17 protein-coding genes and 1 tRNA gene are annotated in these 19,424 nt (G+C 69.9%); 13 read left to right on the top strand and 5 right to left on the bottom strand.

Annotated elements, in window-relative coordinates:
- Positions 1-11 precede the first annotated feature (11 nt).
- Entirely contained in the window at positions 12-860 is an 849-nt protein-coding gene (locus ACQUST_RS13525) for a translation initiation factor eIF-2B (RefSeq protein WP_435129606.1), read from the bottom strand.
- A 185-nt stretch (positions 861-1,045) separates the two neighbouring features.
- Between ACQUST_RS13525 and priS the strand changes: the two genes are divergently transcribed.
- The 3 genes from priS to bcp are packed head-to-tail and all read left to right on the top strand — an operon-like array spanning position 1,046 to position 3,715.
- Positions 1,046-2,212, top strand: a complete 1,167-nt coding sequence (gene priS / locus ACQUST_RS13520; protein ID WP_435129603.1) for a DNA primase small subunit PriS — start codon at positions 1,046-1,048, stop codon at positions 2,210-2,212.
- Between the two features lie 3 nt (positions 2,213-2,215).
- Entirely contained in the window at positions 2,216-3,193 is a 978-nt protein-coding gene (locus tag ACQUST_RS13515) for a DNA replication complex subunit Gins51 (protein WP_435129600.1), read from the top strand.
- Between the two features lie 54 nt (positions 3,194-3,247).
- Positions 3,248-3,715 carry a thioredoxin-dependent thiol peroxidase gene (gene bcp, locus ACQUST_RS13510; protein WP_435129597.1) on the top strand — a complete coding sequence of 156 codons (468 nt, stop codon included), beginning with the start codon at positions 3,248-3,250 and terminating at the stop codon, positions 3,713-3,715.
- Here the strand turns inward: bcp and ACQUST_RS13505 are convergent.
- From ACQUST_RS13505 to ACQUST_RS13495, 3 genes are all read right to left on the bottom strand, one after another.
- Positions 3,706-4,614 (bottom strand): DMT family transporter, encoded by a 909-nt coding sequence (locus tag ACQUST_RS13505; RefSeq protein ID WP_435129594.1) that lies wholly within the window; start codon positions 4,612-4,614, stop codon positions 3,706-3,708. The genes bcp and ACQUST_RS13505 overlap by 10 nt on opposite strands.
- Positions 4,615-4,833: 219 nt before the next feature.
- Positions 4,834-5,880 carry a geranylfarnesyl diphosphate synthase gene (gene idsA3 / locus ACQUST_RS13500; RefSeq protein WP_435129591.1) on the bottom strand — a complete coding sequence of 349 codons (1,047 nt, stop codon included), beginning with the start codon at positions 5,878-5,880 and terminating at the stop codon, positions 4,834-4,836.
- Between the two features lies 1 nt (position 5,881).
- On the bottom strand, positions 5,882-7,234 hold the full coding sequence (locus ACQUST_RS13495) for an RNase J family beta-CASP ribonuclease (RefSeq protein ID WP_435129588.1): 1,353 nt from the start codon (positions 7,232-7,234) through the stop codon (positions 5,882-5,884).
- A gap of 461 nt (positions 7,235-7,695) precedes the next feature.
- On the opposite strand from ACQUST_RS13495, the gene ACQUST_RS13490 reads away from it, so the two are divergent.
- The 3 genes from ACQUST_RS13490 (at position 7,696) to purF (ending at position 9,864) form a co-directional block, all read left to right on the top strand.
- Positions 7,696-7,917 carry an LSM domain-containing protein gene (locus ACQUST_RS13490; RefSeq protein WP_435129585.1) on the top strand — a complete coding sequence of 74 codons (222 nt, stop codon included), beginning with the start codon at positions 7,696-7,698 and terminating at the stop codon, positions 7,915-7,917.
- The gene (locus tag ACQUST_RS13485) at positions 7,914-8,090 is read left to right on the top strand and encodes a 50S ribosomal protein L37e (RefSeq protein ID WP_435129583.1); all 177 of its coding nucleotides are present in this window, start codon (positions 7,914-7,916) and stop codon (positions 8,088-8,090) included. The genes ACQUST_RS13490 and ACQUST_RS13485 overlap by 4 nt, the downstream gene beginning before the upstream one ends.
- Positions 8,091-8,313: 223 nt before the next feature.
- On the top strand, positions 8,314-9,864 hold the full coding sequence (gene purF, locus ACQUST_RS13480; RefSeq protein ID WP_435129580.1) for an amidophosphoribosyltransferase: 1,551 nt from the start codon (positions 8,314-8,316) through the stop codon (positions 9,862-9,864).
- Positions 9,865-9,963: 99 nt separating this feature from the next.
- Here the strand turns inward: purF and ACQUST_RS13475 are convergent, their stop codons facing one another.
- Positions 9,964-10,563, bottom strand: a complete 600-nt coding sequence (locus tag ACQUST_RS13475; protein ID WP_435129577.1) for a DUF420 domain-containing protein — start codon at positions 10,561-10,563, stop codon at positions 9,964-9,966.
- A gap of 173 nt (positions 10,564-10,736) precedes the next feature.
- Between ACQUST_RS13475 and ACQUST_RS13470 the strand changes: the two genes are divergently transcribed.
- The 7 genes from ACQUST_RS13470 to ACQUST_RS13440 all read left to right on the top strand — a co-directional run bounded on the left by ACQUST_RS13470 (position 10,737) and on the right by ACQUST_RS13440 (position 19,408).
- Positions 10,737-10,821: transfer RNA gene (locus tag ACQUST_RS13470), tRNA-Leu, on the top strand.
- A gap of 181 nt (positions 10,822-11,002) precedes the next feature.
- Positions 11,003-11,590 carry a thymidine kinase gene (locus ACQUST_RS13465; protein WP_435129575.1) on the top strand — a complete coding sequence of 196 codons (588 nt, stop codon included), beginning with the start codon at positions 11,003-11,005 and terminating at the stop codon, positions 11,588-11,590.
- Between the two features lie 87 nt (positions 11,591-11,677).
- Positions 11,678-12,313 (top strand): YIP1 family protein, encoded by a 636-nt coding sequence (locus ACQUST_RS13460; RefSeq protein WP_435129572.1) that lies wholly within the window; start codon positions 11,678-11,680, stop codon positions 12,311-12,313.
- Between the two features lie 77 nt (positions 12,314-12,390).
- Positions 12,391-14,571 carry a DHH family phosphoesterase gene (locus ACQUST_RS13455; RefSeq protein ID WP_435129569.1) on the top strand — a complete coding sequence of 727 codons (2,181 nt, stop codon included), beginning with the start codon at positions 12,391-12,393 and terminating at the stop codon, positions 14,569-14,571.
- 183 nt (positions 14,572-14,754) lie between these two features.
- Positions 14,755-16,389: an ATP-binding protein gene (locus tag ACQUST_RS13450; RefSeq protein WP_435129566.1), complete on the top strand. Its 1,635-nt coding sequence runs from the start codon at positions 14,755-14,757 to the stop codon at positions 16,387-16,389.
- A gap of 96 nt (positions 16,390-16,485) precedes the next feature.
- Positions 16,486-18,204: a tRNA uridine(34) 5-carboxymethylaminomethyl modification radical SAM/GNAT enzyme Elp3 gene (locus ACQUST_RS13445; RefSeq protein WP_435129563.1), complete on the top strand. Its 1,719-nt coding sequence runs from the start codon at positions 16,486-16,488 to the stop codon at positions 18,202-18,204.
- A gap of 364 nt (positions 18,205-18,568) precedes the next feature.
- Positions 18,569-19,408, top strand: a complete 840-nt coding sequence (locus ACQUST_RS13440) for a ZIP family metal transporter (protein WP_435129560.1) — start codon at positions 18,569-18,571, stop codon at positions 19,406-19,408.
- Positions 19,409-19,424 lie beyond the last annotated feature (16 nt).

Here is a 19,424-nt window from a genome sequence, read left to right as displayed (position 1 = left end):
CGGCAGACCGACTACTGCTCCGCGCGGCCGTCGTCGGTGATGACCTCGTCGACGAGCCGCATCGGCGTCGCGTCGTACGCCGGGTTCTCGACGTCGATGCCCTCCGTCGGTTCGAGCAGCACCTCGCTGGGCGCGCGGAACTCGTTTTCGAACTGGAAGCCGTCCTCGATGACTTTGGCGCCGGAGCCGACGACGACGACCGGGACGCCGAGTTCGTCGGCCGCGGCGGCGATGGGGAACGTCCCGACGCGGTTGTACAGGGTGTCGCCGACGATGCAGTCCATGCCGAGGACGACGCGGTCGCACTCGCGGAGGAACTCGCCGGCCGCGCTGTCGACGCCGAGGTGCGGTTCGATGCGGTCGATGCCGGCGAGCGTCCGCGCGGTCTTCCGGCCGAGGTAGCGCGGCCGCGCCTCCGTAACGTACGCGGTCAGGTGCGCGCCGCCGGCCGCCGCCGACTCGATCGCCTCCAGCACGGTGGACGAGTAGTCGTGCGTCAGGAACGTTTCGCCGTCCGAGAACGTCTCGGCGGCGTTGACGGCGGCTTCGCGCTTCCCGGATTCGACGCGTTCGGCCACCTGTTCGACCGCCGTGTCGAGCAGCTTCTTCGCGCCCTCCACGGTTTCGGCGTTCCCGATGACGTCGTCGACGACGTCCCGCATCGCCTGGTGGAGCGTCGCGTGCGACGGGTTCGCACGGCGGAGCGCGCCGGCGTTGTGGTCGAGGTCGCGCTCGAACTCGTCGAGCGTCGCGTACTCGCGCCCGAGCAGGTCGCGGAGCGCGCGAGCGGCCTTCACGGCGACCACCGACGAGGAGTGCGTCTGCATCTCCCGGATCTCGGCGACGGTCTCGTCGATCATGGCTCACCCGTCGGGGAGTCGCCGGATAGGTGTTCCGGGAATCCGCGTTCGCCTCTCACGTGTTCGTCCGCAGCAGTCCACGCGTCCGGGCGACGGAGCAGCGGAGCGGTTGAGCGGCTCGCCGGGCACGGCTGGCCGGAGACGACAACACTCTTGGCGTCACCGCGGCTACGGACGGAGAGCGAATGAATCGGCGCACGCGCGACTACCTCGAGGGGCGCTTCGGCGACTACTACCGGAGCGCGGACGTCTCGCCGCCGCCGGCGGCCAACGAGCGCGAGTGGGGCCACATCCCGTTCACGGCCGGCGACGGGACGACGATGGTCCGTCACCAGTCGCTGCTCGACATCGGCGGCGTCGGCGAGTTCCTCGCGCGCGAAGCGCCGCGGCACGCCTACTTCTCGGCCGCGCGGTACACCGACCCCGGCAACCGGAAGATGAGCGAGAAGGGGTGGCGCTCTGCGGACCTCGTCTTCGACCTGGACGCCGACCACCTCCCGGGCGTCGACCCGGAGAAGACGGGCTACGCCGACATGCTCGCCGCCTGCAAGGAGGAACTGCTGAACCTGCTGGACTTCCTCGAAGCCGACTTCGGCTTCGGCGACGACGACCTGACGGTCGTGTTCTCGGGCGGCCGCGGCTACCACGTCCACGTCCGCGACCCGGCGATGCGACGGCTCGACTCCGCGGCGCGGCGCGAAATCGTCGACTACGTCCGCGCCGTCGACCTGAACTACGACGGGCTCATCGAGCGCCGGCCGAACGAGCGCGGCGCGCTCCAGAAGCGGCTCCGCGCCGAGGGCGGCTGGGGGCGTCGCGTCCACGAGGCGCTCGTCGAGTACGCCGAGCGGCTGCGCGAGATGGACGAGGAGGCGGCGCTCGCCGAACTGCAGGAACTCGACGGCGTCGGCGAGAAGACGGCGTCGACCATCTACGGCGTCCTCGAACGGAACCCGGAGGGCGTCAAGTCCGGGAACGTCGAACTCGGCCCGGGCGCGTCGACGCTGGTTCGCGCCATCGCTTCCGAGGTCGTCGCCGAGCAGACCGCGCCCATCGACGAGCCGGTGACGACGGACCTCCGGCGGCTCATCCGGCTGCCGCGCTCCATCCACGGCGGCAGCGGGCTCGTCGTGACGCCGCTCGAACGCGGCGACATCGACGGCTTCGAGCCGCTTCGGGACGCCGTCCCCGGCCGGTTCACGGACCGGGACATCCTCGTCGACGTGGTCGACCCGGGCCGGGTCGAGGTCGGCGACGATAGAGATAAGGTGTCGGAGGGAGTCGTCTCCGTTCCAGAGTACGTCGGCGTGTTCCTGATGGCGCGCGGACGCGCGGAGAAGGCGAAGGAGTAACCCATGGACCTCGACGAACTGCGCACGGTACAGTCGAAAGAGCGGAGGAAGGACAGCCTCCAGCACCTGCGCGACTCGTTTTACGAGGACGTCGCCGACTACATCGGCGACCGGAAGCGACAGCGCGACGAGCGCGCGTCGTCCGTCGACGACCCCTTCTCCGACTCGGACGTCAGGAAGCTCTCGGACGAAATCGAGACGGCCGAGGAGGTCATCGAGTCGCTGTACGAGCGCCGCGTCGGCAAGGTCGTGAAGCTCGCGTCGTTCGCCGCGGCGGGCGCCCCGACGGACACGGAGGGGATGACGCGGCAGGAGCGCGACCTGTTCGAGGACCTCGTCGCCCGCATCGAGCAGAACAAAGACGCCGTCCTCGACGTGCTCGCCGGCGGCTCCGACGTCGACATCGGGGTCGACGACGCCACCGCGGTCGCGGAGACGGCCGCCGGGGAAGCGCCGACGGGGAGCGTCGACGCGGCGGAGTCGGCTGCTGACGCCGGTCCGCCCGACGAGACGTTCGAAGCCGGCGCGGACCACGCGGACGACGCGTCCGGCGGCGTGCTCGCGGACGCCATGGGCGGCGACGCGGGCGAGGACACCGGCGGCGCCGACGGGGACGCCGACGCTGCGGCTCCCCGCGCCGCCGACGACCGGACGGGCGAGGCCGAGGCGGTGACGGACCAGCCCCCGGCGAATGACGCTGGCGCCGCTGGCGACGACGAGCCGGTTCCGCCGGAAGCGAACGGCGAACCCCCGGGAGCCGTCGACGGCTCCGGCGGGCAACAGACCGCGGACGCCGGCGACGAATCCGGGGACAGCGACGCCACCGGCGACAGACAGACGGTCCGCATCACGCGGGACGTCGGCGAGATTCTCGGCGTCGACGAGCGCGAGTACAGCCTCGCCGCCGAGGACGTCGTGTCGCTGCCGGCGGCGAACGCGGAGCCGCTGGTGGAGCGCGACGCCGCCGAGCCGCTGGAGTGACGCCGCCGGTGCCGCGATAGGAACGACTTTTCGGGTGGCGTTCACAGTCCCGGTATGCTCGAGCCAGGCGACGACGCACCCGACTTCGAACTGCCGAACCAGAACGGCGAGCCGGTGTCGCTGTCGGCGCACGACGACCAGTACGTCGTCGTGTACTTCTATCCGCGCGCCGACACGCCGGGCTGTACGACCGAGGCGTGCAGCTTCCGCGACTCGTGGGACGAGTTCGCCGACCGCGACGTCCCCGTCTTCGGCGTCAGCGACGACCCGGTCGACGACCTCGCGGACTTCGCCGAGAAGTACGACCTGCCGTTCGACCTGCTCTCTGACGAGGACGGCTCCGTGTCGGCCGCATACGACTCCTACGGCGAGAAGAACGTCTTCGGGAACGAGGTGACCGGGGTGTTCCGGAACACGTACGTCGTCGCGCCCGACGGCACCATCGCGAAGGCGTACGAGGGCGTCGACCCGGAGGAGCACGCCGACCAGATTCTCGCGGACCTCGACGACCTTCAGGCGTAACCGCCGACCAGCCGCGCGAGCGCGCGGCGCTTCAACAGGGTGAACCCGGCGACGACGAGGAGGAATCCGGCGACGGTGAGCGGCGTCACCGGCTCTTCGAGCAGCGCGGCGCCGAGCACCGTCGCGACCACCGGCACGACGTACGAGACCAGGTTCGTCTCGAAGGCGCCGACGCTGTCGAGCAGCGTGAAGTAACAGCCGTACGCGACCGCGCTCGCGAAGACGCCCATGAACAGCAGCGCGGCCACGACCCGCGGCGTGAACGCCGCGGCGGCGGGGACCGGTTCGCCGAGCAGCGCCGACGCGACGTGCAACTGGACCGCGCCGACCGCCATCGCCCACGCGGTCCGGGTGAGCGCGGGCGCCGACGGATTCAGCCGGCGCGTCAACACGCCGCCGAGCGAGACGGAGACCGCCGCGACGAACACCAGCGCGACCCCGACGGTTGTCTCGCCGGCGAGCGCCGACGGCGACGGGTTCGCGACGACCGCGACGCCGGCGACGCCGAGCAGGACGCCGACGTAGCCGCGGGCGTCCAGGCCCTCGTCGGCGAGCAGCAGCCCGGCGAACGCCGTCGTCAGAATCGGGTTCAGGCTGTAGACGATGGAGGCGACGCCGCCAGTCGTGTACCGCTGGCCGACGAACAGGAAGGCGGCGTTGACGCTGACGAGCAGCGTCGCGCCGACGAGCACCGCCCAGCCGTCGTCGCGGGTCCGCGGGAGCGGGTCGTCGAGAGCGACCAGGACGTACCCGAGCGCGACGACCGCGCCGACGTCGAACCGGAGCGCGCCGAGCAGCACCGGCTTCACCGCGTTCAGCGCCACCTCGACGGCCGGGAACGTCCCGCCCCAGCAGAGCCCGAGCACGGCGAACAGCGCGGCGTCGCGAGTCCGTACCACACCGGGGCGACGGCGCCGACGCCCTTCGGCGTTTCCGTCCCGGCACGCGCCGTACCGACCCGCGGCCGCGGGAAGCCCCGCGGCGGCGGGTCGATCGGCGGAGTCGTCACTGCGACTGTAGCCGCAGCCGTGGTCGATTACCGGCGCGGAAAACGGGTCCTCGACGGCGCCGTCGGCGGCAGTGCGTTTAGGTCGCGCCGTGACGGCTCTTCGGGGCGGTCAGTAGCCGCGGCTGATGAGGTAGTCCGCGAGGTCGCACAGCAGGTCGTGCGCCTCGTTGTCCGGGAGGACGTCGAGGCGCTCTTTGCTGCGCTCCGTGAGCTCTTCGGCTTTCTCGCGGGCGTACTCGATGCTGCCGGCGGCTTCGAGCGTCGCCACGGCGTCGTCGATGGCGGCCTCCGTGACGTTCTCGGGGTCGTCGGCGTCGACGAGGCCGTCGACGTCGACGCCCTGCTGACGGGCGTGCAGCGTGATGAGCGTCTCCTTGTCCTCGACGAGGTCGGAGCCGCGCTGCTTTCCGAGTTCGTCGGAGGGCACGGTCAGGTCGAGCACGTCGTCTTGAATCTGGAAGGCGCGGCCCGAGTCGACGCCGTACCGGTAGAGCGCGTCGACGACGTCGTCGTCGGCGCCCATCAGTATCGCCGGGATGGACGCGGAGGCGCCGTACAGCACCGCGGTCTTCAGTTCGACCATGTCCAGGTACTCGTCGGGCGTCACGTCGTCGCGGCCCTCGAACTCGACGTCGAGCGTCTGCCCCTCGCAGATGCGGGTGCAGGTGGACGCGAGCGTGTGGACCGCGCGCAGCCCCGCCGACGGGTCCGCACCGGTGTCCGACAGCAGCTCGAACGCCTTGGCGTACAGCGTGTCGCCGGCGAGGATCGCGGTTTCGGTGTCGTACTCGCGGTGGACGGCCGGGACGCCGCGACGGAGGTCGTCCTCGTCCATGATGTCGTCGTGGATGAGCGTGAACGACTGGATGACCTCGACGCTCACGGCGGCGCGCAGCAGGTCGAACGGCTCGCCGTCGAGCGCCGGGAACGTCCGGTACGGCGTCGACAGCGGCTCGACGTCGGCGAGCGACTCCGCGGCGAGCAGCAGCACCGTCGGCCGCAGCCGCTTCCCGCCCGCTTCGAGGATGTACCGCGAGGCCTCGTACAGCCGTTCCGGCTCCGCCATCGGGAGGTCCTCGTCGAGCGCCTCGTTGACGAGGTCGCGTCGCTCGCCGACCGCGGCGAGTACCCGCTCCTCCGTCGCGTCCTGGCTCATCTCACTCGGTCAGCTGAATCATGTTGCCGTTCTGCGTCACGTGGAGGTCGCGCCCGAGCGTGTACCCCATGCTGCTGGCGAGGTCCACGTACGGCGCGAACCCTTTCATGTCCTGGTGGGCCGGGATGACGTGCTGCGGCTGGAGCGCGTCGAGCATCTGGTAGTGGCCCTCCTCGCGGAGGTGGCCGGAGACGTGAATCTCGTCGTAGATGCGGGCGCCCTGCATCTTCAGGAGGCGCTCGGACTGGTAGCGCTGCCCCTCGTTGGTCGGCTCCGGGATGACCCGGGCGCTGAAGATGACCTTGTCGCCGTCGTCCAGTTCGTACGGCGTCTCGCCGCGGCCCATCCGGGTGAGCATCGCGCGCGGCTCCCCCTGGTGGCCAGTGACGATGGGCAGGTAGTTCTCCTTGCCCTCCTGCATGATCCGTTTGAACGTCCGGTCGACGGACTTCCGGTGACCGTACATGCCGAGGTCGTCCGGGAAGTCGACGTAGTTCAGGCGTTCGGCGGTGCCGCTATACTTCTCCATCGACCGGCCGAGCAGCACCGGCTCGCGGCCGATGTCCTTCGCGAACTCGACGAGCGACGACACGCGCGAGATGTGGCTGGAGAACGTCGTCGCGACGATGCCGCCGTCGTAGTCCTCGACGGACTCCATCACGTCCCGCAGGTGGCGGCGCGCGACCGACTCCGACGGCGTCCGGCCCTTCCGGCCGGCGTTCGTGCAGTCTTCGATGTAACAGAGGACGCCTTCGCCCTCGCGGCCGATTTCGCGGAACCGCTCCATGTCGATGGGGTCTTCGAGGACCGGCGAGTGGTCCATGCGCTTGTCGAGCCCGTAGACGACCGCGCCTTCGGGCGTGTGCAGAACCGGGTTGATGGCGTCGATGATGGAGTGGGTGACGTGGACGAACTCCAGGTCGACCTTGCCGGAGTCACCGATGCTCATCGTCTCGCCGGCCTCCATCTTGACGAGGTCGTTGTCGACGTTGAACTTGTTCTCGCCTTTGATCTGCTGTTTCACCAGTTCGATGGTGAACGGCGACGCCACGACCGGCGCGTCGTACCGGTGGGCGAGCTTCGAGATGGCGCCGATGTGGTCGAGGTGGCCGTGCGTCGGCACGATGGCCTGCACGTCGCCCTCGAGGTCGGACATGACGCGGTCGTCCGGAATGGCCCCCATGTCGATGAGGTCCAGGCTGTGCATCTTCTCTGTCTCGACGTTGTCGTGGACGAGGACCTGACTCAGGTTGAGGCCCATGTCGAACACGACGATGTCGCTCCCTGCGCGGACTGCCGTCATCTGGCGGCCGACTTCCTCGTAGCCGCCGATAGTTGCGATTTCGACTTCCATTGGTTTCGATTGTCTGTTGCGAGCGTTTGAAACCGCCCTCGCTCGGAGGGCGGGCAGGCTCGTACGGAAAGCCCCGGAACACGGGTCGCTGTGGACCCCGGCGTCTTACAGCACGTCGGTCCGCAATCCCGCTATACGCCCCACGTCGACGCGCCGTCGACCGGACGTACTTACCCGCGGGCTCTGTTGGCTGGACGTACACCGGCCGCTCTTAAAACTGCTCGGGTTCGGGGGAGCGCATGCGCGGTGGCCAACTCCACCGAGCGACGGTCCGGCTTCACCGAGAGGCCGTCGGGTGCCCTCACAGAAGGTGAGTCCCGGTCGAATGGGCGCCGACCGTCGCCGTTCCAGTCAGCCACCGAACACCATCGCGGCGTCACCAGCCGGTTTCCGGGGCGGGCGACGCCGATTCGTCGGCGCCTCCCGGTATATTTAAACCTCGCTCGGCCGACGGCCGGTGTATGAGTGGCAGACCGCTCGACGTACTGGAGGAGGCGCTCGAGACCCCGGTTACCGTCCATCTCAAGGACGGAACCGCACACTTCGGCGTGCTCGCCGGCTACGACCAGCACATGAACGTCGTGCTCGACGCGACGGACGTCCCGGTCGAGGAGTCGGCGGCCAGCGAAGTCGAAGACACAACGATTATCCGTGGCGACAACGTCGTTTCGATCAACGTATGACCGGTGCAGGTACCCCGACTCAGGGCAAAAAGAACACCACGACGCACGTGAAGTGCCGTCGCTGTGGCGAGAAGTCGTACCACGTGAAAAAGAAGGAGTGCTCGAGCTGCGGCTTCGGGAAGTCCGCGAAGCGCCGGAGCTACGAGTGGCAGTCGAAGGCCGGCGACAACTGACGTTCCTCCTCTCCCCGTTCTCGACGTCTCGGTAGCGACGCTGCACGGCGCCGCGTCGCGGTCCACGTCCACCCTGAGCACCGCGAATCCTCGCCGGTCCGCTGCGGCGGCAGCAGGACCCACGACTGCCTCCTATCCATCCTTGTGCATACTTGTTGACTTTCCCGCGAGTCGATGGGCACGATAGCGGGGGTTTTTGTGGGCTGGGGACACAGATTCGTCCATGCAGAACGGGGATTCCGGCGGCGACGACGCGCCACGGTCCGGCACCTCGATTACCTCGACGACACCGCCGCTCGCGGACGACTCCGCGGGCGGCGAGGTCGGCGGCGGCCCGACGGAGAAGTGCGGCGTCGTCGGCGTCTCGCTCACCGACCGCGCGGCCGCACGGCCGCTGTACTACTCGCTGTACGCACTCCAGCACCGCGGACAGGACTCCGCCGGAATCGTCACGCACGACGGCTTCCAGCAGCACAGCCACGTCGAGATGGGCCTGGTCGGCGACGCCTTCGACGGCGCCGACCTCGACGGCCTGAACGGCTCGGCCGGCATCGGCCACGTCCGATACCCGACCGCCGGCGGCGTCAACGACTGCTGCGCGCAGCCGTTTTCGGTGTCGTTCAAGTCCGGCGCGCTCGGACTCGCACACAACGGGAACCTCATCAACGCCGACGAGATTCGCGACGAACTGGAGTCGCTCGGCCACGCGTTCACGTCGAACGGCGACACCGAAGTCATCGCGCACGACCTCGCGCGGAACCTCCTCGAAGCCGACCTCGTCCGCGCCGTCAAGCGGACCATGGGCCGCATCCACGGCTCGTACTCGCTGACCGTGATGCACGACGACACCGTCCTCGGGGTCCGCGACCCGCTCGGCAACCGGCCGCTGTGCATCGGCGAACTCGACGACGGCTACGTGCTCGCCTCCGAGTCCGCCGCGATCGACACCCTCGACGGCGAACTCGTCCGGGACGTCGAACCCGGCGAACTCGTCGTCCTCGACGCCGACGGCAGCGGCTTCGACTCCTACCAGCTGTACGACGAGGAGCACTCGGCGCACTGCTTTTTCGAGCACGTCTACTTCGCCCGACCCGACTCCGTCATCGACGACACGCTCGTGTACGAGGCGCGCCGCGACCTCGGCCGGGCGCTGTGGGACGAGTCCGGCATCGACACCGACGTCGTGATGCCGGTGCCCGACTCGGGCCGCGCGTTCGCCTCCGGCTACGCCGACGCGGCGAGCGAGGCCGGCGCGGACGTCGAGTTCGCGGAGGGGCTGATGAAGAACCGCTACGTCGGTCGCACCTTCATCATGCCGACGCAGGACGAACGCGAACGCGCCGTCCGCCTCAAACTGAACCCCATCAAGTCGACCGTCGAGGGGAAGACCGTGACGCTCATCGACGACTCCATCGTCCGCGGCACCACCTCGACCCAGCTCGTCGAACTGCTGTACGACGCCGGCGCCGAAGCGGTTCACGTCCGCATCGGCGCGCCGCCCATCATCGCGCCCTGCTACATGGGCATCAACATGGCGACCCGCGAGGAACTCATCGCTGGCGACCAGTCCGTCGACGACATCCGCGACACTATCGGCGCCGACTCGCTGTCGTATCTCTCCATCGACGCCGTCGCCGACGCGCTCTCGGAGCGCCGCGACGACCTCTGTCTCGGCTGCGTCACCGGCGAATACCCGTACGACATCGACGGCGAGGAGACCGACCGCGAGGTCACGCCGCCGACCCGCGACAGCGAAGCCGTCGCCGACGACTGACCCACGACTACCCCCGCACCGGACGCCGCGGAACAGCCTCCTCCTCCGCTTTTGGGGTTCGTCGCGCCCTCATCGACGGCTCAGTCGCCCGGGCGCACGTCAGAACACGACGTACAGCAGCAGGTAGACGACGACGCCGAGCGCGAACGAGACGACCCACAGCACCGCAGCGACCCTCCCGACTCGTGCGTGCGGCGTCTCGGCGAGTGCCGACACCGGCCGCGTCGTCGCCAGCGTCAGCGCGTACACGACCAGCGGCACGCAGACGACGGCGAGCGAGACGTGGACGGCGAGCAGCGGGAGGTAGACGGTCGTGTACAGCGACTGCGGGCCGGGGAACGGCGTCGTTCCGACGACGGCGACGCGGTAGAGGTACAGCACGAGGAACGTCGCGAACAGCGCCGTCGACGCGCCCATTAGGCGCCTGTGCCGCTGGTAGTCCCCGCGCCGTGCGGCCGCGACGCCCGCGGCGATGGTGCCGATTGCGACGACCGAGACGGCGGCGTTGACCGTGGGAATCGCGTGGAGGACGGCGGTCGGCGCCCGCGGCAGCAGCGACGCCGGGACGAAGCCGAGCGCGACCGCGAACACCAGCGCGACCGCCGCCGTCGACACCGTCCCCGCGACGCCGACGGTGTGGTCGCGGGCGAACGCTCGGACTCCCCCGTCCTCGTCTTCGCCCGCCGGGTCCGTGGACATACCCGAGGCGTCGGCGCGGAACCGTAAAGCGGTTTCCGAGACGGCGCGGAACCGGCACCCGGGAGCAGCGGCTCCGAGTCCGCCGCCGTCTGCGAGTGCGTGTCGGGGAGCGAAAAGATGGAAAGCCCTTTATCCCTCTCCCGGCTACGAATCAGTGCACACTGACGCACGGTGCGTGGGTAGCCAAGCCAGGCCAACGGCGCAGCGTTGAGGGCGCTGTCCTGTAGAGGTCCGCCGGTTCAAATCCGGTCCCACGCATCCACCAGGATGCAGGTGCTGTGCGTCCCTTCGGGGACGCCCTACAGACAGCACCCACGCACAATCCTTCCGGAACCAACGTTCGACAGCGACGCCGCAGCCCCGCGGTTTTCGCGGCAGTGCGGCCGGGCGTGGACCGAGAGGACAACCGTTTTGAGCGCAGGGAGCGCCCCCACGTGATATGCACGCCATCACCGGCTCCGGGTGGATCGAGGTGATTTCGGGGTCGATGTTCTCCGGGAAAACCGAGGAGCTCCTCCGGCGGCTCCGCCGCGCCGAAATCGCGGGCCAGGAGGTCGCGGTGTTCACGCCGGCGCTCGACGACCGGTACGGCGAGACCAGCATCGGTTCGCACAACGGCCGGGAGTGGGAGGCGACCGTCGTCGAAAACGAGGGCGACGGGCCGTGGGAGATTCTCGACCACCTGAACGGCGAGAAGGTGGTCGCGGTCGACGAGGCGAACTTCTTCTCCGGCGAACTGCTCGACGTCTGCCACCGGCTCGCCGAGGACGACCGGCGCGTCATCGTCTCCGGCACCGACCAGACGTTCCGCGGCGAACCGTTCCATCCGCTCCCGGAGCTGATGGCGGTCGCGGAGTACGTCGACAAACTGCAGGCCATCTGCTCGGTGTGCGGCGAGCCGGCGACCCGGAACCAGCGGCTCATCGAGGGCGACCCGGCGCACGTCGACGACCCGACCATCATGGTCGGCGCAGAGGAGAGCTACGAGGCGCGCTGCCGGAGCTGTCACACCGTCCGGAGCGACTGACCAGGCTCGGCCTCGGCTTGGCCAGTCGGTCCGGTTGCCTATCCCGCGACCACAACCGTGATAGCGGCCGCCTCGAAACGTCGGGGCGTGACGACGTGGGTCGACAATCCGGAGGGCGGTCGTGCGCGCGGGCCGCGCGGCGTCGCTCGCGCGTGGGTCGAAGTGATGGTCCGGCCGACGCGCTTTTTCGGGAACGGCGTCTCGCCCGGCGACCAGGCGCCCGGCCTGGTGTTCGCGTCGACGGTCGCGACCTGCTTTCTGGTCGGCCGGTTCCTCACGGCGCCGGAGACGGTGCCGACGACGCTCGGCGGCCCCGCGCTGTCGTCGCTGGTCGCGCTGGTCGCGGTCGCGGTGTTCGTCGCGCCCGCCGCGCTCCACCTCACGGCGGCGGTGCAGACTGTGCTGCTCGTCGTCGCGTCCCTGGATTTCGACCGCGAGCGAGGGCTGTACCAGCGGGAGCGAGCCGGCATCAGTCAGACCGTCCAGGTGGTCGCGTACGCGGCCGCGCCGTGCGCGCTCGCCGGTCCCGCGGTTCCGTCGCTCCGCGCGGCCTGCGCGCTGTACGCGACCGCGCTGTTGGCGCTCGGCGTCCGCACCGTCCACGGGACGACGACCGGCCGGGCGGTCGCGGCGACCGCGATTCCGGCGGCGATGGCGTTCGGCGTCGGATTCGGCGGGTTCGAGGCGGTCGCGACGCTGCTGGCGCGCTGGTACATCATCTGAGTCGCGCGGCCGCCGAGCGGGCGGTCACGCCAACGTTTCGACAACCGTTTTAGGCAGGGGATACTGGTTCTGCTCAAATGGGTAAGTGTATCATCTGTGGGACGCCCGTGGACGGGCACATCTGCGACTCCCACGAGGAGGACGTCGTCTTCGATTTCCGTGGGAACGACCCGAACCAGCTCGTCAGCGGCCGCTTCTACCGCGGCGTCGTCGACGGCTACGCCGACTTCGGCGTCTTCGTCGACCTGTCGTCGAACGTCACCGGCCTGCTGCACCGCTCGGAACTCGACCAGCGGCTCGAATCGCTCGACTGGGAGGCCGGCGACGAGGTGTTCGTTCAGGTGAAGAACGTCCGCGACAACGGCGACGTCGACCTCTCGTGGTCGATTCGCCAGGAGGAGCGTGACTTCCGCGGGTCGCTCGTGCAGGAAGGCACCGAAGAGCGCAAGGCGGAGCCGGAGTCAGAAGCCGAAGAGAAGTCAGGACCGGTAAAGGTCACACCGACGTCCAGCCCCGCCGGAACCACGACGAGCGAACAGCGCAGCGAGACGACGACGCCGGAGCCGACCGAGGAGGCAGAGGCGGAGGCCGAAGCGGAAGCGGCGGCCGAAGCCGCCGAGGAGGCCGAGTCCGGATTCGAGTTCGAAGAGGAAGCCGAGGCGGAGGCCAAGTCGGAACCGGAGGCCGCTGAAGCCGCCGAGTCGGACGTCGAAGCCGCCCGCGAGGCCGAGCAGGCGGAGCCGACCGGCGAACTCGAACACGTCGGCATCGGGTCGCTCGAGAACCGCGTCGGCGACGAGGTCCGCATCGAGGGCGAGGTCGTCGGCGTCCGGCAGACCGGCGGGCCGACCGTGTTCGAACTCCGCGACGAGACCGGCGTGGTCGACTGCGCCGCGTTCGTCGAGGCCGGCGTCCGCGCGTACCCGGAGATCGAGGTCGGCGACGTGGTTCGGCTCGACGGCGAAGCCGAGGTTCGCCGCAACGAGATTCAGGTGGAGACCGAGGCGCTCGTGGCGCTCGAAGGCGACGACGCCGAGGCGGTCGAGCGCCGACTCGCAGATGCGCTGACCGACGAAGCGCGGCCGGACGACGTCGAGACGCTCGCGCCGCACGACGCCGTCGACGCGGTGAGCGACGACCTGCTCGACGCCGCGGAGGCGATTCGCCGCGCCGTCCTCGAATCGCGGCCCATCGTGGTTCGGCACGCCGCGACCGCCGACGGCTACGTCGCGGGCGCCGCCGTCGAACGCGCCGTGCTGCCGCTGATTCGCGACGAGCACGCCAAGAGCGACGCCGAGTACCACTACTTCACGCGTCGCCCGCTCGACGAGGCGGTGTACGGGATGGACGCCGCGACGAACGACGTCACGCAGATGCTCCAGGACCGCGACCGGCACGACGAGAAGCTGCCGCTGGTGCTGCTGCTGGGCACCGGCTCCACCGTCGAATCCGAGGACGGCCTCGGCCTGCTCGACGTCTACGGCGCCCGGCGCGTCGTCGTCGACGCCGCCGCGGCCGACCCGGAAATCGCGGACGCGGTCGACACGCTCGTCAACCCCGAACTCGCCGGCGTCGCCGCCGCGGACCTGTCGACCGGCGTGCTCGCGTCGACGCTCGCGGCGACCGTCAACGGCGACGTCGCCGACGACGTCGCCCACCTGCCCGCGGTGAGTTACTGGGAGGACACCCCGGACGCCTACGTCGACCTGGCCGCAGACGCCGGCTTCGACGAGGAACTGGTCGCGGAGCTCCGCGAAGCGGTCGCGCTCGAAGCGTTCTACCAGAGCTACCAGGACAAGCGCGAACTCATCAAGGACATCCTGTTCGGCGCGGACGGAAGCGACCTCGCGGGCCACATCGCGGGCCAGTTCCGCGAGAAGCTCGAAACCGAACTCGACACGGCGGTCGCGAACCTCGAAACGCGGGAGACCGACGGCGTCGACTTCGCGGTGCTTGACGCCGACGCGTACGCGCACCGCTACGACTTCCCGCCGACGGCGCTGCTCGCCGACGAACTCCACCGGAACCAGCGCGACGACGGCCCGTTCGCGACGCTGGTGCTCGACACCGACGACCTGTACGTCCGCGCGACCGGCGACGTGGACGTCCGGCAGGTCGCCGCCGACGTCGCCGCCGACGTCGAGGACGCTGGCGTCACGGCCGAAGGCGTTCGGCAGGGGCGCATCGAGTTCCTCGCGGGCCGCCGCGACGCCGTGCTCGACGCCGCCGTCGACGCTGTCGCCGCACAGCTCGACTGACCCGGACCGATATTTTCGTCGGGTCGCCGTTCGACCGTTCGTCTGCTCGGTCTGTTCTCCGCCGCCTGGATTCTCTCACAGCGGCCGTGCTGACGCGCCGTCAGACGTTCACCGCAAGGGACTCGAAGGGGAAAGTATATGGTTGCGGCATGCTGACACGCTTGCAACACAGGTGATAGCTGAATGAAACGAACCGAGGCGGGCGACGACGCGGCCTCGGTCGGCGAGCCGTTCGCGCGCCTCCGCCGAACGGTGGTCGACCTGACCGACTGCGGGTCCAAGCGCGCCGTCCACGAGGCCGTCGTCGACGCCGCCTCGGACTGCCTCGAGTTCGAGGCCGCGGTGTTCCAGCGGGAGGGGGACCGCTACCGCCCGGTGACGCGCACCGCGAAGTTCGACCGCGGTGACGTGCCGGCGACGCTGTCGCCCGACGAGCCGCCGCTGGCGGGCGGCGTCGGGGAGCCGGACGGCGGCGCCGAGCCGACCGTCACCGAGTGGCCCGACGGCACCGGGTCGGAGTGCTGCGTCACGCCGCTGAACGGCGACGGCGCGCTCGTCCTCCGAACCGAGCCCGGCGCCGCCGTCTCCTCTGCCGACCTCGCGGCGGTGTCGCTGCTCGCCGGCGGCGCCGAAACGGCGCTCGGCTCGCTGGAGGGCGGCCCGACGCGGAGCGCAGACGTCGCCGACGCGGGCGTCGCCGATGCGGGTGTCCCCGACGCGGGCGCTGGTTCTTCCGCGGACTCCGGCTCCGCCCCCGTCTGTGAGTCCGCGGTGGAAGCCGGTGCGACTCCGGAGCGAGTCCTCGACGCGCTCTCGCGGGCGTTCCCCGACTACGCGTACGTTCTGGACGAGGACGGCACGTACCTCGACGTGCTGCTCGGAGCGGAGCGCGACGAGCCCCACCGCCGCGACCACCTGACCGGCCGGCGCGTCGACGACGTCTTGAACCCGGACGCTGCAGGCACGGTCCGGGAGGCCGTCCGGGCGGCCATCGACTCGGCGTCCGTCCAGCACGTCGAGTACGCCGTCGAATCGGGCGGCGAGACGTACCGCTACGACGGCCGCGTCGTCCCGGTGTCGGAGGGGGCCGGCGGTGACGAACGCCGGACGGTCGAGCCGTCGACCGTCGTGCTGGTCGCGCGCGACGTCACCGAGCGGTACGAGCGTGAGCAGGCGCTCCGCCGCGAGAACGAGCGGCTCGACGAGTTCGCGTCGGTGGTGAGCCACGACCTGCGGAACCCGCTGAGCACCGCGACCGGCTACCTCGAACTGGTCCGAGAGGACGTCGACGACCCACGGCTCGACCGTGTCGCGGCCGCACACGACCGCATCGGGACGCTCATCGAGGACCTGCTGGCGCTCGCCCGCGAAGGCCGGCACGTCACCGACGCCGACGCGGTTCGGCTCGACCACGTCGCCGTCGAGACGTGGCAGACCGTCGGCAGCGACGGCGACCTGGCGGTGGAGACCGACGCGGCGATCCGCGCCGACCGGAGCCGGCTGCTGCAGGTGTTCGAGAACCTGTTCCGGAACGCGGTCGAACACGCCGGACCCGCGCCGTCCGTGGCGGTCGGCGAACTCGACGACGGCGAGGGCTTCTTCGTCGCCGACGACGGTCCCGGTATCGAGGCGGACAGCGCCGACGCCGTCTTCGACCCCGGCTACACCTCCACGGCGGAGGGGAGCGGCCTCGGGCTCGCCATCGTCCGCCGCATCGCGGAGGCCCACGGCTGGCGCGTCGACGTGGCCGACGCCGAATCCGGACTCGGCGGTGCCCGCTTCGAGTTCCGCGGCGTCGAACCCGCTTCCGACGCCTGACCGACCGGTGGACTCGGCGGTCCGCAAGGCGACTGAGCCGGAACCGGATACCGGCGAACGAAACGCTTACCCGGCGATGCCGTCCAGATTCAGGTGATGAGCGGCACCGCCGAGCAGTCGGACGCCGAGGGGACAGCCGACAGCGACACCTTCGAACGGGTGTGCGAGGAGCTGGTCGACCGCATCCTCGCCGGCGACGTCGACCGCGACAACCTCGAAGCCGCCAAACGCGACGTCTGCTCGTCGTTCTCGGCAGCGTCGGTGCCGCAGAACACGGAACTGCTCCAGTACGCTCCGGCGGACCGCCGCGAGGAGGTGAAAGAGGTCGTGCGGCGCAAGCCGGTCCGGACCGCCTCCGGCGTCTCGCCCATCGCGATCATGACGTCGCCGGAGCTGTGCCCGCACGGCAAGTGCCTGTACTGCCCCGGCGGCCCGGCCTCCGAGTTCTCGTCGGCGCAGAGCTACACCGGACACGAGCCCGCCGCCGCGCGCGGCAAGCAGAACGACTACGACCCGTACGGCCAGGTGACGCTGCGGCTCGAACAGCTCCGGCACATCGGCCACCCGGTCGAGAAGGCGGAGCTCATCGTGATGGGGGGGACGATGACGGCGCGCAGCCACGACTACCAGGAGTGGTTCGTGAAGCGCGCGCTCCAGGCGATGAACGACTACGACGTCGACAGCGAGCCGAACCCGGCGGAGGGCCGCAGCTTCGCGCAAGACCCCGACGACTACGAGTTCGAGTACCTGGAGGACGTGAAAGCGCGGAACGAGTCGGCCGACGTCCGCTGTGTCAGCATGACGTTCGAGACGAAGCCGGACTGGTGTGACCCCGAGCAGGTCGACCGGATGTTGAACCTCGGCGGCACCAAAGTCGAGGTCGGCGTCCAGACGACCTACGAGCGCGTGAACCGCGAGATGCACCGGGGCCACGGCACCGCGGCGTCGAAGGATGCGAACAGGCGGCTCCGCGACGCCGCGTTCAAGGTCGGCTTCCACATGATGCCGGGCCAGCCCGGGATGACCGCCGAGATGTGCCGCGAGGACTTCCGGCAGCTGTTCGACAGCCCGGACTGGCGCCCGGACTACCTGAAGATATACCCGACGCTCGTCGTCCGCGGCACCCGCGTGTACGACCGGTGGCACAACGGCGACTTCGAGCCGCTGGACAACGAGCAGGCCGCAGACCTCGTCGCGGACGCGATGAACGAGATTCCGAAGTACTGCCGGCTCCAGCGCGTCCAGCGCGACATCCCGGCTGACTTCATCGACGGCGGCGTCTGGAAGTCGAACCTCCGGCAGCTCGCCGAGCAGCGCGCCGACGAGAAGGGGTACACGCTGAACGACATCCGGGCGCGGGAGGTCGGCCACAACGACGCCGACCCGAATCCGAGCGACGTCGAACTCGACGTGATGCAGTACGAGGCCGGCGGCGGCGTCGAACACTTCATCAGCTTCGAGGACACCGAACAGGACCTCCTCGTCGGCTTCTGCCGGCTTCGCTTCCCGTCGTACTCGCACGCCGCACCCGGGACGCCGGCCGCCGCTGACGACCCGGTGCGCCGCGAACTCGGCGACGCCGCGCTGCTCCGCGAACTCCACGTGTACGGGTCGCCGGCGACGTTCGACGGCGAAGACGAGGGCGACTGGCAACACCGCGGGTACGGCCGCCGCCTGCTCCGCACCGCAGAGGACCTCGCCGCGGACGCCGGGTTCGACAAGCTCTCGGTCATCTCCGGCATCGGCGTCCGCGGCTACTACCGCGACAAGTTCGGGTACCACCAGGACGGGCCGTACGTCAGCAAACGGCTCTGACCCCGACCAGATTCTCCGCTCCCGCCGACCGATGCACCCGCAGCTCGGCGGTTTTGCCGACGCTCGACGGCTTCCGGCGGCTGCCCGACGCCGACGCTCTCCGGTACTGTGTGACGCTGCGACCCGAAAGCCGCGGCTCGCGAGTAGTAGAGAAGACGGGGTAGGTCATTCAGCGGTGACACGCGTGGAAACCACGCGTGCTGAAAGGGTGCTGCCTGACCGTGCCGTCCGAATTAGATTCGGGGCCGTCGCCGCAAAAGGCCTCCGGTCCGCGCGCCGGAACCGTTCGGTCTGACTGCTGGACCGGACAGTTTTAGACGAGTCTAATCAGAAACTTTGATACGACGTACTACGTGGGTCGGGTATGCTCGAACAGCTGTTCGTCGACCTCGTCGGGACGAACCCGGTGGTGCAGGGGCTCGCCGGCGGCGTCGTCATCGCCTCGCTCAACATGCTCGGGGCGCTCTTGATTCTCGTCTTCCGCGACCCGACCGAGCGCGCGCTCGACGGCGCGCTCGGCTTCGCCGCGGGCGTCATGCTCGCCGCGTCGTTCACCAGCCTCATCGTCCCCGGCATCGACGCGACCTCGGTGGTCGTCCCGGGCGTCGCCGCCACGGGGCTGTTGAAGCCGCTGCCGGTCCTCGTCGGCATCGCCGTCGGCGTCCTGCTGCTCGACCAGGCGGACCACTGGGTGCCGCACGTCCACGTCCTCATCACGGGCCGGAAGCGCGCCGACCAGACCGTGAGTCAGGCCAAGGTCGCCTCCGTCATCCTGTTCATCGTCGCCATCACCATCCACAACATGCCCGAGGGGCTCGCTGTCGGCGTCGCGTTCGGCTCCGGCGACATCGAGAACGCGATGGCGCTGATGCTCGCTATCGGCCTCCAGAACATCCCGGAGGGGCTCGCCGTGTCGGTCGCCGCCGTCAACGCCGGCTTCGACCGCACCCGGTACGCCGTCCTGACCGGCGTCCGCTCCGGGCTCGTCGAGATTCCGCTGACCGTTCTCGGCGCCTACGCCGTCGCCGTCGCAGCCCCGATTCTGCCGTACGCGATGGGGTTCGCCGCCGGCGGCATGCTGTTCGTCATCTCGGACGAGATCGTCCCGGAAACGCACGCCCGCGGCAACGAGCGGCTCGCCACCGCCGGCACGATGCTCGGCGTCTGCGTCATGCTGTACCTCGACGTCGCCCTCGCGGCCTGACTGTCGCGGTCCGGCC

The sequence above is a fragment of the Halobaculum sp. D14 genome, assembly GCF_051195135.1.
GTDB lineage: Archaea > Halobacteriota > Halobacteria > Halobacteriales > Haloferacaceae > JBNTKA01.
Note: the sequence above shows the minus strand (reverse complement) of the source record. Positions and strands in the feature narration are given on the sequence as shown.